Source organism: Streptomyces sp. CA-179760 (assembly GCF_050937045.1).
GTDB lineage: Bacteria > Actinomycetota > Actinomycetes > Streptomycetales > Streptomycetaceae > Streptomyces.
In genome coordinates this window covers 5,479,422-5,491,672 of the sequence record NZ_JBNJLZ010000001.1, presented here as the reverse complement: position 1 = coordinate 5,491,672, position 12,251 = coordinate 5,479,422, and the positions used below count along the sequence as shown (strand labels likewise).

Annotated in this window: 11 protein-coding genes and 1 pseudogene; 5 read left to right on the top strand and 7 right to left on the bottom strand. The window is 68.4% G+C overall.

What is annotated here, in order from left to right; translation table 11 throughout:
• Positions 1-94: 94 nt before the first annotated feature.
• Entirely contained in the window at positions 95-796 is a 702-nt protein-coding gene (gene cseB / locus ACQEV8_RS24940; protein ID WP_432964075.1) for a two-component system response regulator CseB, read from the top strand.
• A gap of 9 nt (positions 797-805) precedes the next feature.
• Complete coding sequence (cseC, locus tag ACQEV8_RS24935; protein ID WP_432964072.1) at positions 806-2,161, top strand: two-component system sensor histidine kinase CseC; 1,356 nt, start codon at positions 806-808, stop codon at positions 2,159-2,161.
• 30 nt (positions 2,162-2,191) lie between these two features.
• Here cseC and ACQEV8_RS24930 read toward each other — a convergent pair whose 3' ends face one another.
• The 3 genes from ACQEV8_RS24930 to ACQEV8_RS24920 form a co-directional block, all read right to left on the bottom strand.
• Entirely contained in the window at positions 2,192-2,638 is a 447-nt protein-coding gene (locus ACQEV8_RS24930; protein WP_432964069.1) for a VOC family protein, read from the bottom strand.
• Positions 2,639-2,701: 63 nt separating this feature from the next.
• Positions 2,702-3,136 carry a helix-turn-helix transcriptional regulator gene (locus tag ACQEV8_RS24925; protein WP_432964066.1) on the bottom strand — a complete coding sequence of 145 codons (435 nt, stop codon included), beginning with the start codon at positions 3,134-3,136 and terminating at the stop codon, positions 2,702-2,704.
• A gap of 130 nt (positions 3,137-3,266) precedes the next feature.
• A complete protein-coding gene (locus tag ACQEV8_RS24920; protein ID WP_432964063.1) occupies positions 3,267-4,862 on the bottom strand; it encodes an MDR family MFS transporter in 1,596 nt (531 codons plus the stop codon).
• Between the two features lie 143 nt (positions 4,863-5,005).
• On the opposite strand from ACQEV8_RS24920, the gene ACQEV8_RS24915 reads away from it, so the two are divergent.
• Positions 5,006-5,602 carry a TetR/AcrR family transcriptional regulator gene (locus ACQEV8_RS24915; protein ID WP_432964060.1) on the top strand — a complete coding sequence of 199 codons (597 nt, stop codon included), beginning with the start codon at positions 5,006-5,008 and terminating at the stop codon, positions 5,600-5,602.
• A 27-nt stretch (positions 5,603-5,629) separates the two neighbouring features.
• Here ACQEV8_RS24915 and ACQEV8_RS24910 read toward each other — a convergent pair whose 3' ends face one another.
• Complete coding sequence (locus tag ACQEV8_RS24910; protein ID WP_432964056.1) at positions 5,630-6,343, bottom strand: M23 family metallopeptidase; 714 nt, start codon at positions 6,341-6,343, stop codon at positions 5,630-5,632.
• A gap of 438 nt (positions 6,344-6,781) precedes the next feature.
• Here ACQEV8_RS24910 and ACQEV8_RS24905 point away from each other — a divergent pair, with 438 nt between their 5' ends.
• A complete protein-coding gene (locus ACQEV8_RS24905; protein ID WP_432964053.1) occupies positions 6,782-7,423 on the top strand; it encodes an HAD family acid phosphatase in 642 nt (213 codons plus the stop codon).
• An 82-nt stretch (positions 7,424-7,505) separates the two neighbouring features.
• Here the strand turns inward: ACQEV8_RS24905 and ACQEV8_RS24900 are convergent, their stop codons facing one another.
• Entirely contained in the window at positions 7,506-10,034 is a 2,529-nt protein-coding gene (locus tag ACQEV8_RS24900) for an ATP-dependent Clp protease ATP-binding subunit (protein WP_432964050.1), read from the bottom strand.
• Between the two features lie 430 nt (positions 10,035-10,464).
• On the opposite strand from ACQEV8_RS24900, the pseudogene ACQEV8_RS24895 reads away from it, so the two are divergent.
• A pseudogene (locus ACQEV8_RS24895) lies at positions 10,465-11,144 on the top strand (SCO3374 family protein).
• A 9-nt stretch (positions 11,145-11,153) separates the two neighbouring features.
• Here ACQEV8_RS24895 and ACQEV8_RS24890 read toward each other — a convergent pair.
• A complete protein-coding gene (locus ACQEV8_RS24890) occupies positions 11,154-11,489 on the bottom strand; it encodes a histone-like nucleoid-structuring protein Lsr2 (RefSeq protein WP_184594809.1) in 336 nt (111 codons plus the stop codon).
• A gap of 223 nt (positions 11,490-11,712) precedes the next feature.
• Positions 11,713-12,246, bottom strand: coding sequence for an amino-acid N-acetyltransferase (locus tag ACQEV8_RS24885; RefSeq protein ID WP_189725877.1), 534 nt, complete (start codon positions 12,244-12,246; stop codon positions 11,713-11,715).
• Positions 12,247-12,251 lie beyond the last annotated feature (5 nt).

Sequence of the window (12,251 nt, the reverse complement as noted above, 5' to 3'; positions counted from 1 at the left end):
GATGCATGGACCGTGCGTCCACTGAGAGGACGGACCATGCGTCACGTGAGAAGTACGCACCCCCACGACCCACACGAGGACTGAGAGCACCGGGATGGCAGACCAGACCCACGTCCTGTTCGTCGAGGACGACGACGTCATCCGCGAGGCCACACAGCTCGCCCTGGAACGGGACGGCTTCGTGGTCACCGCGATGCCCGACGGCTTGTCGGGCCTGGAGGCGTTCCGCACGGACCGCCCCGACATCGCGCTGCTGGACGTCATGGTCCCCGGCCTCGACGGGGTCAGCCTGTGCCGCCGGATCCGGGACGAGTCGACCGTGCCGGTCATCATGCTGTCGGCGCGGGCCGACTCCATCGACGTGGTGCTGGGCCTGGAGGCGGGTGCCGACGACTATGTGACCAAGCCGTTCGACGGGGCCGTGCTGGTCGCCCGGATCCGCGCCGTGCTGCGCCGCTTCGGGCACGCGGGCGGCGGCCGGGCCGAGGAGCCGGACTCCCCCGCGAGCGGCGGGATGCTGGCCTTCGGGGAGCTGGAGGTCGACACCGAGGGCATGGAGGTCCGCCGGGCCGGACAGCCGGTGGCGCTGACGCCGACCGAGATGCGGCTGCTGCTGGAGTTCTCATCGGCGCCGGGCACGGTGCTCTCCCGCGACAAGCTGCTGGAGCGGGTGTGGGACTACGGCTGGGGCGGGGACACCCGAGTCGTCGACGTGCATGTGCAGCGGCTGCGACAGAAGATCGGCCAGGACCGTATCGAGACGGTCCGTGGTTTCGGCTACAAGTTGAAGGCCTGAGCAGGGGTTATGAGGGGGCATTTCCGGCGCCTGGTCGCCACGGGCTTGGAGCGTGCGGGGATCCGTACGGGCCTGAGATGGAAGCTGAGCGCGGCCATCGCGCTGGTCGGCGCGCTGGTGGCGATCGCGCTGAGCCTGGTCGTGCACAACGCCGCGCGGGTGTCGATGCTGGACAACGCGCGCGACCTCGCCGACGAGCGCATCATGATCGCCCAGCGCAACTTCGAGCTGTCCGGGCGGATGAACTTCCCCAACACCAAGCTCGACGACCCGGATCTGCCGGAGGCGCTGCGGGACCGGGTCGAGGTGGGCCAGCGGGCGACCTACGTGGCGGACCGGCCGGGCGGCTCGCCGGACATATGGGCCGCCGTGCCGCTGAAGAACGGGCATGTGATGTCCCAGCACTCGGGCTTCACCGACCGCAGCTCGGACATCCTGGACGACCTCGACCAGGCCCTGCTCATCGGGTCCATCGCGGTCGTCCTCGGTGGCAGCGCGCTCGGTGTGCTCATCGGCGGGCATCTGTCGCGGCGGCTGCGCAAGGCGGCCGTCGCGGCGCACCAGCTCGCGGGCGGCGAGACGGACGTGCGGGTGCGGGACGCCATGGGCGGGGTCGTCCGGGACGAGACCGACGACCTGGCGAGCGCGGTGGACGCCATGGCGGACACGCTGCGGCAGCGCATAGAGGCGGAGCGCCGGGTCACCGCCGACATCGCGCACGAGCTGCGCACTCCGGTGACCGGGCTGCTGACCGCGGCCGAGCTGCTGCCGCCGGGGCGCCCCACCGAGCTGGTGCTGGACCGGGCGAAGGCCATGCGCACGCTCGTGGAGGACGTACTGGAGGTGGCCCGGCTGGACGGGGCCTCGGAGCGGGCGGAGCTGCAGGACCTCATGCTGGGCGAGTTCGTCGCCCGCCGGGTGACGGCCAAGGACCCGGCGATCGAGGTGCGGGTCGTGCACGAGTCGGAGGTCACGACCGACCCGCGGCGCCTGGAGCGGGTCCTGTTCAATCTCCTGGCCAACGCGGCCCGGCACGGCAAGCCGCCCATCGAGGTCTCCGTCGAGGGCCGGGTCATCCGGGTCCGCGACCACGGCCCGGGCTTCCCCGAGGACCTGCTCGCCGAGGGGCCGAGCCGCTTCCGCACCGGCAGCACGGACCGGGCCGGTCACGGCCACGGCCTCGGCCTGACCATCGCGGCCGGCCAGTCCCGGGTCCTGGGCGCCCGCCTGACCTTCCGCAACGTCCGCACGCCCGGGACACCGGAGCATCTGCCCGCCGAGGGCGCGGTGGCTGTCCTGTGGCTGCCGGAGCACGCGCCGACGAACACGGGGAGTTATCCGATGCTGCCCGGGGCGGGGTCGTAGGGCCGGTTCTCGCGGACCGGTCTTCGTGGATCAGCAGGACCAGTCCTGGTCCATGTCGAGTCCGCCTTCGCGGGGCTGGGTGAAGGAGAACCAGTTGCCGGAGTCGTCGCGGAACAGCGCCTCCGTGCCGTACGGGCGCTCCTGCGGCTCCTGGAGGAACTCCACGCCGCGGTCCTTGAGCTTCTTGTAGTCGCCGTGGATGTCGTCCGTGGTCAGCACGCCGGCGCCGAGCGCTCCCTTCGCGACGAGCTTCCTGACCATCTCGGCGGACTCGGGGTCCATCGCGGGACCGCCGGGCACCATCAGGGTGAGCTCGACGTCGGGCTGGTCCGGCGAGCCGACCGTGAGCCAGCGCATGCCGCCCTCGCCCATGGTCATGTCCGTACGGACCTCCAGGCCCAGTTTCTGGGTGTAGAACTCCCTGGCCCGGTCCTGGTCGAGGACCCAGACGGTCGAGATGGCGAGACCCTTGATCATGGCGTGCTCCTGCTGCTCGGCGACCGGTTCGTGTGTGCCCTGCCACGGTAGGCAGCGGGGATGTCAGCCCGCTTCTCCGGAATTGCGCTCCTTGCCCGCGCCGGGCGCGGCGCGGAAGCCGCCTGCCCAGAGCATGGCGTAGCAGCCGGGGATGAGGGCGGCTCCCCTGCCGACGTGCTTGGTGCGGTACTCGCTGGGAGTGAGGCCCGTCCAGGTCTTGAAGCGGGCTGAGAACGTGCCGACGCTGCTGAAGCCGACCAGGTGGCAGATCTCCGTGACCGACAGGTTCGCCGTGCGCAGCAGGTCCTCGGCGCGTTCGATGCGGCGGTGGGTGAGGTACTGGCCGGGGGTCTCGCCGTAGGCCTCCTTGAAGGCGCGGATGAAGTGGTACCGCGAGTACCCGGCGTGCGCGGCGACGGTGTCCAGGTCCAGGCCGGGATCGGCCCAGTCCCGGTCCATGGCGTCCTTGGCGAGCCTCAGCTGCCGCGTCTTGTCCATGACGTCGATGGTGGCACGGGGGTCCGACAGCGGCACCGGCCTCGCTCCGCGGCAAGGCGAAGGCCCCGGTCGGGTGTCCGTCCGGGGCCTTGGTCAGGAGTTGGAGCAGTCAGAAGGAACTCGGCGCGAGTCAGACCGCCTCGACGACCGGCGTCTGCGCGGCCGGGCCGTCCGCCTTGTCGTCGTCCGACGCCTTCGGTCCCGCTCCCTTCAGCGGTACCTCCTTCACGAACACGGCCGCCGCGAGCGCGACCACCGCCACCACGGCTCCGAGCAGGAACGCCGAGTGGATGCCGGCGGAGACCGCGTGCTGGTAGGCCTCGCGGACCGGCGCCGGCAGCTTCGCGAGGCTTGCCCAGTCCAGCTGCGCCGACTGCTCGGTCACCTTGGAGCCCAGCGCGCCGCCCCGCTCGGCCATGACGTCCTGGACGCGGTTGTTGAACAGCGCGCCCATGATCGCGACGCCGAAGGAGGAGCCGAGGGTGCGGAAGAGCGTGGTGGACGAGGACGCGACGCCCATGTCCTTCATCTCGACGCTGTTCTGCGCGACCAGCATGGTGATCTGCATCAGACAGCCCATGCCGAGCCCGACCACGGCCATGAAGACACCGGAGGTGACGCGGGAGGTGCCTGTGTCCATCGTGGAGAGCAGGTAGAGGCCGACGATCATCAGGACGCTGCCGAGGACCGGGAAGATCTTGTACTTTCCGGTGTTCGTGGTGACCCGCCCGGCGACCATCGAGGTGACGAGCATCGCACCGAGCATCGGCAGGAGCAGCAGTCCGGAGTTCGTGGCGGAAGCACCCTGCACGGACTGCTGGTACAGCGGCAGGAAGAGTGTGGCCCCGAACATCACGAAGCCGGTGATGAAGCCGATGACCGACATCAGCGTGAAGTTGCGGCTGCGGAAGATGTGCAGCGGCACGATCGGCTCCGCGGCCTTCGTCTGCCAGAACACGAACCCGACGAGCGCGGCGACCCCGATGCCGATCAGCTCCATGATCCGCGCGGAGCTCCAGGCGTACTCGGTGCCGCCCCAGGTGGTGACGAGCACGATCGCGGTGATGCCGACGGTCAGCAGCGCGGCGCCCAGGTAGTCGATCCGCGCCTCGGAGCGCTTCTTCGGCAGGTGCAGGACGACACTGACGGCGGCCAGCGCTACGACGCCGAGCGGCAGGTTGATGTAGAACGCCCAGCGCCAGCCCCAGTTGTCGGTGATGGTGCCGCCGACCAGCGGGCCGCCGATCATCGCCAGCGCCATGACGCCGGCCATCATGCCCTGGTACTTGCCGCGCTCCCGGGGCGGGATCAGATCACCGATGATCGCCATGACGCCGACCATCAGACCGCCGGCGCCGAGGCCCTGGACGGCACGGAAGCCGATCAGCTCGCCCATGTTCTGGGCCATGCCGCTGAGCGCCGAGCCGATCAGGAAGATGACGATGGGCGTCATGAACGTGCCCTTGCGGCCGTACATGTCGCCGAGCTTGCCCCACAGCGGGGTGGAGGCCGCGGTCGCGAGCGTGTAGGCGGTGACGACCCAGGAGAGGTGTTCGAGCCCGCCCAGCTCACCGACGATCGTCGGCATCGCCGTACCGATGATCATGTTGTCGAGCATCGCGAGCATCATCGCGATCATCAGCGCGAGCAGCACGACCCGCACGCTCTTCGGCTGTTTCTCCCCGCTGCCGGCGCCGACCGCCGGTGTGTCCGTCGTGTCCGCCATCGCTTCCCACTCCCCCAGCTACCGCTACTGATGTGCAGCTACCGCTACTTACTTGCCGACCGGCTAGTGACTACACTCGGAAGTTAGCCCCGGAACTAGCCGGGCGTCAAGTAAGTTTTATGGAAAGCGGGCGGCGTAGGAGGATGGGCGGCACCATGGACGGCACCAGGCAGCGGCGCCGCGGGAACACCCGCCAGCGCATCCAGGACGTGGCCCTCGGACTCTTCGCGGAGCAGGGCTACGAGAAGACATCCCTCCGCGAGATCGCCGAGCGCCTGGACGTCACCAAGGCGGCGCTCTACTACCACTTCAAGACGAAGGAAGAGATCCTCGTCAGCATCTTCGAGGACCTCACCCAGCCGATCGAGGACCTGATCGAGTGGGGCCGGCAGCAGCCGCACACCCTCGCCACCAAGCAGGAGATCGTCCGCCGCTACGCCGGCACGCTCGCCCAGGCGGCACCGCTGTTCCGCTTCATGCACGAGAACCAGGCGACGGTCCGGGAACTGCAGGTCGGCGACTCCTTCAAGGCGCGCATCCACAGGCTGCGCGACATCATCGTCGACCCGGACGCGGACCTGATCGACCAGGTCCGCTGCGCCAGCGCGCTCTTCACGCTGCACGCCGGGATGTTCCTGCTCCAGGACCTCGAAGGCGACCCCGAGGAGAAGGACAAAGCCGTCCTCGAGGTCGCCACTGAGCTGGTGACCCGGGCCCACCTGGGAGCCGGGGGCTCCTAAAGCCCCTGCCGGGTCAGAGGGGGGGCGTCAGACCGTCACGCCCTTGGCGCGCAGGAACTTCACCGGGTCGACGGCCGAACCGTAGTTCGCGGTCGTACGGATCTCGAAGTGCAGGTGCGGACCGCTCGAGTTACCCGTGCTGCCGGACTTGGCGATCTCCTGACCGGTCTTGACGATCTGGCCGATGTTCACGGTGACCTTCGACAGGTGGGCGTACTGGGAGTACGTGCCGTTGCCGTGCTTGATCACAACGGCGTTGCCGTAGGCGGGGCCGTCACCGGCGCCGTTGCCGCCGGCCTTGACCACGGTGCCGCCGTGGGCGGCGACGACCTGGGTACCGCTCGGCACGGCGAAGTCCTGGCCGCTGTGGGTGGACTGCCACATGCCGCCGTTCTGGGCGAAGCTCGCGGAGAGCTTGTACTTCTTCACCGGGTCGACCCAGGACGGCTTGGCCTTCTTGGCGGCCGCCTTCTTGGCAGCGGCCTTCTTCTCGGCCGCCTTCTTCGCGGCGGCGGCCTTGGCGGCCTTCTCGGCCTTCACCGCCTCGGCCTTGGCGTGCTTGGCCTGGGCGGCGGCCTGCGCCTGGACGGCACTGGCGGCGCCGGACGCGGACGTGGTGTCGGCGGCGGACGCGACCCCGGCTCCCAGTGCGACCGAGACGCCAAGGCCGGCGGCCAGCACGGTCGCACGGGTGCGGAGCTGGGACGTACGGGAAGAACGGGACGTGACGCGCTGGGACATCGAAACCTCGTATGGAAGGGGACGGAGAAACCACCCGGCGCACAGACGCTCGCCGAATGGCCATCCCTTGGTAACCCGAAGTCCGACAAACCCCAAAAAGCGTGATCTACGACTGAAGTTAGTAATTTGGTTCAGTGTTCTACGTCTCTTGACACAGCAGTCATACGGGACGAATCGGCCCACTGCACCGCACTTTCCCCCACCCTGCGGGGCAAAAGTCCCTTTCCTCACGACCCATCGGCAACTATTCCATCTAGTAACGGACATATCTCCTGTGCGCCATGTCACCGGGGGCCCTCTTCAGCCATTCCGGAAATGTGGCGCACGCCTCTAGGCACCTACCGTTCGGTAACCTTACGGTTCCCCTCGCGCCACCCTCGCGCACGAACATGCACACGACATGTTGCAGCGTCATTGACGTGAGAGGACCCCCACGACATGCAGACCCGACGCCCCTGGTTGCGCCGCGCATCGGTGACCGCCGTATCGGCGGCCGCCCTGGTGGCGATGGCCGCACCGGCCGACGCCACCACCGCCACCCGTGCCTCCACGTCCGCCACCGCCGCCGCCACGGCAGCCGCGGCGGACGTCGACTACACCACCTGGCAGAAGGACTGCCAGGCGGTGATGGCCCAGGCGCTGCCCTATCTGAAGCAGCGGATCGCGGCCGCCAAGCCGGGTGAGAAGCAGGCCATCGTCTTCGACATCGACAACACCACGCTGGAGACCGACTTCGGCTTCAGCTACCCGCAGCCGGCCAACAAGCCGGTCCTGGAGGCCGCCAGATACGCCCAGGAGCACGGCGTCGCCCTGTTCTTCGTGACCGCCCGCCCGGACATCATCTACTCGGCCACCGAGTACAACCTGAAGCAGGCCGGCTACCAGGTCTCCGGCCTCTACGTCCGGAACTTCATCGACCTCTTCAAGAACGTCGCCGAGTACAAGACGGCCCAGCGCGTGAACGTCGAGAAGAAGGGCTACACGATCATCGCGAACATAGGCAACAGCGCCACCGATCTCTCGGGCGGCCATGCCGAGAAGACGTACAAGCTGCCGGATTACGACGGGCAGCTGTCGTAGAGCGCGGCGCCTGCCCGGCCGCCGGGCATGCGAGAAGGGCCGGTGCCATTCAGCACCGGCCCTTCTCGCTCAGTCGTGACGCTTACGCGTCCTTGCTCAGATTCGGCCCGGATCCACCGGCCGCCTGCTCGATCGGCGGAGCGTCCGGCAGGGCCGCCTTCTCCTCACCCCGGAAGGTGAAGGTCTTGGCATCGCCCTCGCCCTCCGTGTCCACGACCACGATGTGACCGGGACGCAGCTCGCCGAAGAGGATCTTCTCCGACAGCGAGTCCTCGATCTCACGCTGGATGGTGCGACGCAGGGGACGCGCACCCAGCACCGGGTCGTAGCCCCGCTGGGACAGCAGCTCCTTGGCGGACTGGGAGAGCTCGATGCCCATGTCCCGGTCCTTCAGGCGCTCGTCCACCTTGCCGATCATCAGGTCGACGATCTTGAGGATGTCGTCCTGGGTCAGCTGCGGGAAGACGACCACGTCGTCGACGCGGTTGAGGAACTCGGGACGGAAGTGCTGCTTGAGCTCGTCCGACACCTTGTTCTTCATGCGCTCATAGTTGGACTTCTTGTCACCCGAGGCCGCGAAGCCCAGGTTGAAGCCCTTGGAGATGTCCCGGGTGCCGAGGTTGGTCGTCATGATGATGACCGTGTTCTTGAAGTCCACGACCCGGCCCTGGGAGTCGGTCAGGCGACCGTCCTCCAGGATCTGCAGCAGCGAGTTGAAGATGTCCGGGTGGGCCTTCTCGACCTCGTCGAAGAGGACCACCGAGAACGGCTTGCGGCGGACCTTCTCGGTCAGTTGGCCGCCCTCTTCGTAGCCCACGTAGCCGGGGGGCGAACCGAAGAGCCGCGAGACCGTGTGCTTCTCGCTGAACTCCGACATGTCGAGGGAGATCAGCGCGTCCTCGTCGCCGAAGAGGAACTCGGCGAGCGCCTTGGACAGCTCGGTCTTACCGACACCGGACGGGCCGGCGAAGATGAACGAGCCACCGGGACGCTTCGGGTCCTTCAGACCGGCACGCGTACGGCGGATCGCCTTCGACAGCGCCTTGACGGCGTCGACCTGGCCGATGACCCGCTTGTGGAGCTCGTCCTCCATGCGCAGCAGACGCGAGGACTCCTCCTCGGTCAGCTTGAAGACCGGGATGCCGGTGGCGGTCGCGAGGACCTCGGCGATCAGCTCGCCGTCGACCTCGGCGACGACGTCCATGTCGCCGGCCTTCCACTCCTTCTCCCGCTTGGCCTTGCCGGCCAGGAGCTGCTTCTCCTTGTCGCGGAGGGAGGCGGCCTTCTCGAAGTCCTGCGAGTCGATCGCGGACTCCTTGTCCCGGCGGACATCGGCGATCTTCTCGTCGAACTCGCGCAGGTCCGGCGGCGCGGTCATCCGGCGGATGCGCATCCGGGAACCGGCCTCGTCGATCAGGTCGATCGCCTTGTCCGGCAGGAAGCGGTCCGAGATGTAGCGGTCGGCCAGCGTGGCGGCCTGGACCAGCGCCTCGTCGGTGATCGAGACGCGGTGGTGGGCCTCGTACCGGTCACGGAGACCCTTGAGGATCTCGATCGTGTGCGGCAGGGACGGCTCCGCGACCTGGATGGGCTGGAAACGGCGCTCGAGGGCCGCGTCCTTCTCCAGGTGCTTGCGGTACTCGTCCAGCGTGGTGGCACCGATGGTCTGCAGCTCACCGCGGGCCAGCATCGGCTTCAGGATGGAAGCCGCGTCGATGGCGCCCTCGGCGGCACCCGCACCGACCAGCGTGTGCAGCTCGTCGATGAACAGGATGATGTCGCCGCGGGTGCGGATCTCCTTGAGCACCTTCTTCAGGCGCTCCTCGAAGTCACCGCGGTAGCGGGAGCCGGCGACCAGCGCGCCGAGGTCCAGGGTGTAGAGGTGCTTGTCCTTGAGGGTCTCGGGCACCTCGCCCTTGACGATGGCCTGGGCGAGGCCCTCGACGACGGCGGTCTTGCCGACGCCGGGCTCACCGATCAGGACCGGGTTGTTCTTCGTACGGCGGGACAGCACCTGCATGACCCGCTCGATCTCCTTCTCGCGCCCGATGACCGGGTCGAGCTTGGACTCACGAGCGGCCTGGGTGAGGTTCCGGCCGAACTGGTCGAGGACCAGGGACGTCGAGGGGGTGCCCTCGGCAGGACCGCCACTGGCGCCGGCGGTCTCCTTGCCCTGGTAACCGGAGAGCAGCTGGATGACCTGCTGCCGCACGCGGTTGAGATCTGCGCCCAGCTTGACGAGGACCTGGGCGGCGACGCCCTCGCCCTCGCGGATCAGGCCGAGCAGGATGTGCTCCGTGCCGATGTAGTTGTGGCCCAGCTGAAGGGCCTCGCGGAGCGACAGCTCCAGGACCTTCTTGGCACGGGGGGTGAAGGGGATGTGCCCGGACGGGGCCTGCTGCCCCTGCCCGATGATCTCCTCCACCTGCTGGCGGACCGCCTCGAGCGAAATCCCGAGGCTCTCAAGGGCCTTGGCGGCGACACCTTCACCCTCGTGGATCAGGCCCAGGAGGATGTGCTCAGTGCCGATGTAGTTGTGGTTGAGCATCCGGGCTTCTTCCTGAGCCAGGACGACAACCCGCCGCGCGCGGTCGGTGAACCTCTCGAACATCGTTAATCGCTCCTCAGAGCGGTCAGGCAGTGGGGGGAACTTCCCCTCCCTGTCCTTCCGCAGCTTAGTCCCGCAAGCGGGGACCGCTCATTCCAACTGCCGACACCGTCGATGGCCTCCTGACCCCGAACGCCGACATCTGCTCCAACCCGATGGTGCGAGACGATGTTCCCGCAGGCCAGGCAGTTACCCCCATCGCCAGTACGCCGATGGCGAACGTGAGACGGCCTTTCCTGCGTGTCGCCCCCTCCCACAAGGGATGTCTTACCCGTAGAGCCCGGATGTCCATGCCGGGTGCCCCGGTTCCCTCCGCTACGGGCGAACAACCTTGCGCCTCCCGGTCCCCCCCACCCGCCCCTGATTCGCCACTCTGTGCGCCCGTGACGACACCCAGCGTAACTCGCACGTCCTTCCGGCGGTTGCACTTGGCATGTTCGGCGCCCCGCACCCCGTGACCGCGTCCGCGTCCCCGCTCGTCCCGCTCCCCCGCCGCCCGCTCGACGAGGGCTGTCAGGTCCGGCGGTGGTACGAGAGGGAACTGGGCTGGCCGACGGTGCCCGGGGATCCGGTGCGGCTGACGGTGGGCGCCCGCTTCGACGTCCTGGACGTGCCGGCCGAGGCCGGGCTCGTGGCGTTGCGGCGGCTGGGGCCGGGGTCTCCCGTGGCCCTGCGGGGCGACCGTGTGCGGCTGCTGGTGGCCTCGGGCAGCGCGGAGGAGTTGCCCGGGCTGCTGGAGTGGCTGGAGTGGGGGGCACTGGTGCCCGACCTGATCGCGATCGGGTCGGGGGGCTTCATCGAGGCGCCGGTGCCGCCCGGAGCGGCTGTGGCGGAGGCGGCGTCCTCGGACAGGGACGCGCCGTGGTCCCCCGGAGCCGTGACCGGTTCGCTGCCCCTGGGCCCGGTCGGTTCCCAGGGGGCCGCCGTGTGGCTGCGGCCCCCCGAGCCGGGATGCGAGGTCGAGGCCTCGCTGCCGACGCTGTCGGCCTTGGGGGCGGTGGGAGTGCCCCCGATCTCGTACGGCTGGTGGACACGGTGGCCACGCACTGCCACCGGGTCCGGCTGCGGCGCGCGTGTGCCCGCCCGCCGGCCCCGCGTACGCAAGGTCGGTAGTGCCGCTGTTCAGCCGTTGGCCTTCTCGTAGGCTTCGCGGATGGTCGCGGGGACACGGCCGCGGTCGTTGACCTCGTAGCCGTTCTCCTTCGCCCAGGCGCGGATGGCCGCGGTGTCCTGGCTGCCGCTCGAAGCCGCGCGCGCCTTTCCGCGCCCGCCCGAAGCACGGCCTCCGGTACGCCGACCGCCCTTCACGTAAGCCTCGAGAAGGCCACGGAGCTTGTCCGCATTGGCGGTGGTGAGATCGATCTCGTACGTCTTGCCGTCCAGCGCAAACGTCACGGTCTCGTCCGCCTCGCCACCGTCGAGGTCGTCGACAAGAAGGACCTGAACCTTCTGTGCCACCGGATTTCCTTTCATCGATATCTTCAGGGCCGGGGAGTGTGCCGGCGTCCGCCGTATCGCCGTCCCCTGTTATATGCAGTACTGCAGTACGTCGGAAAGCAAACCGCTTTTGCCGGAAAAACACAAACCCTCGGCAGAGACCGGGAGCCCTGGCTCCGTCCGGAAACGTGCGCGTTTCGGACATAGGGCACCGGGGCAGGTGTCGATCCCCAATCGCCGACGATCACAGATGCAGAAGCATCCGGCTGTTGCCCAAGGTGTTCGGTTTCACTCGTTCGAGACCGAGGAACTCCGCGACACCCTCGTCATAGGAACGCAGCAGCTCCGCGTAGACATCCGTGTCGACCGGCGTCTCGCCGATCTCGACGAAGCCGTGCTTGACGAAGAAGTCGACTTCGAAGGTCAGACAGAAAACGCGTCGAACACCGAGCCAGCGGGCGGTGTGCAGCAACTTCTCCAGCAACTGGTGTCCGACACCCGCGCCCTTCAGTCCGGGCTTCACCGCGAGAGTCCGGACTTCCGCGAGGTCTTCCCACATCACGTGCAGGGCGCCACAGCCGACGACCTCCGCGTTGTCGTCCCGTTCCGCGACCCAGAACTCCTGGATGTCCTCGTAAAGCGTCACCGTCGCTTTGTCGAGCAGGTTGCCGCCGCGGACGTAGGCGTCAAGGAGACGGCGCACCGCCGGGACATCGCTGGTGCGGGCCCGTCGGACGGTGATGGCTTTTGCGGTGGCTTCGGGGCTCTTCGCGGACATGGGCG

Excerpts from the sequence above, each read along its gene's own strand:
- ACQEV8_RS24930 (WP_432964069.1), bottom strand. The coding sequence starts at position 2,638 with ATGATCAAGGGTCTCGCCATCTCGACCGTCTGGGTCCTCGACCAGGAC.
- ACQEV8_RS24925 (WP_432964066.1), bottom strand. The coding sequence starts at position 3,136 with ATGGACAAGACGCGGCAGCTGAGGCTCGCCAAGGACGCCATGGACCGG.
- ACQEV8_RS24885 (WP_189725877.1), bottom strand. The coding sequence starts at position 12,246 with ATGTCCGCGAAGAGCCCCGAAGCCACCGCAAAAGCCATCACCGTCCGA.
- ACQEV8_RS24905 (WP_432964053.1), top strand. The coding sequence starts at position 6,782 with ATGCAGACCCGACGCCCCTGGTTGCGCCGCGCATCGGTGACCGCCGTA.
- cseC (WP_432964072.1), top strand. The coding sequence starts at position 806 with ATGAGGGGGCATTTCCGGCGCCTGGTCGCCACGGGCTTGGAGCGTGCG.
- ACQEV8_RS24915 (WP_432964060.1), top strand. The coding sequence starts at position 5,006 with ATGGGCGGCACCATGGACGGCACCAGGCAGCGGCGCCGCGGGAACACC.
- ACQEV8_RS24910 (WP_432964056.1), bottom strand. The coding sequence starts at position 6,343 with ATGTCCCAGCGCGTCACGTCCCGTTCTTCCCGTACGTCCCAGCTCCGC.
- ACQEV8_RS24900 (WP_432964050.1), bottom strand. The coding sequence starts at position 10,034 with ATGTTCGAGAGGTTCACCGACCGCGCGCGGCGGGTTGTCGTCCTGGCT.
- ACQEV8_RS24920 (WP_432964063.1), bottom strand. The coding sequence starts at position 4,862 with ATGGCGGACACGACGGACACACCGGCGGTCGGCGCCGGCAGCGGGGAG.
- cseB (WP_432964075.1), top strand. The coding sequence starts at position 95 with ATGGCAGACCAGACCCACGTCCTGTTCGTCGAGGACGACGACGTCATC.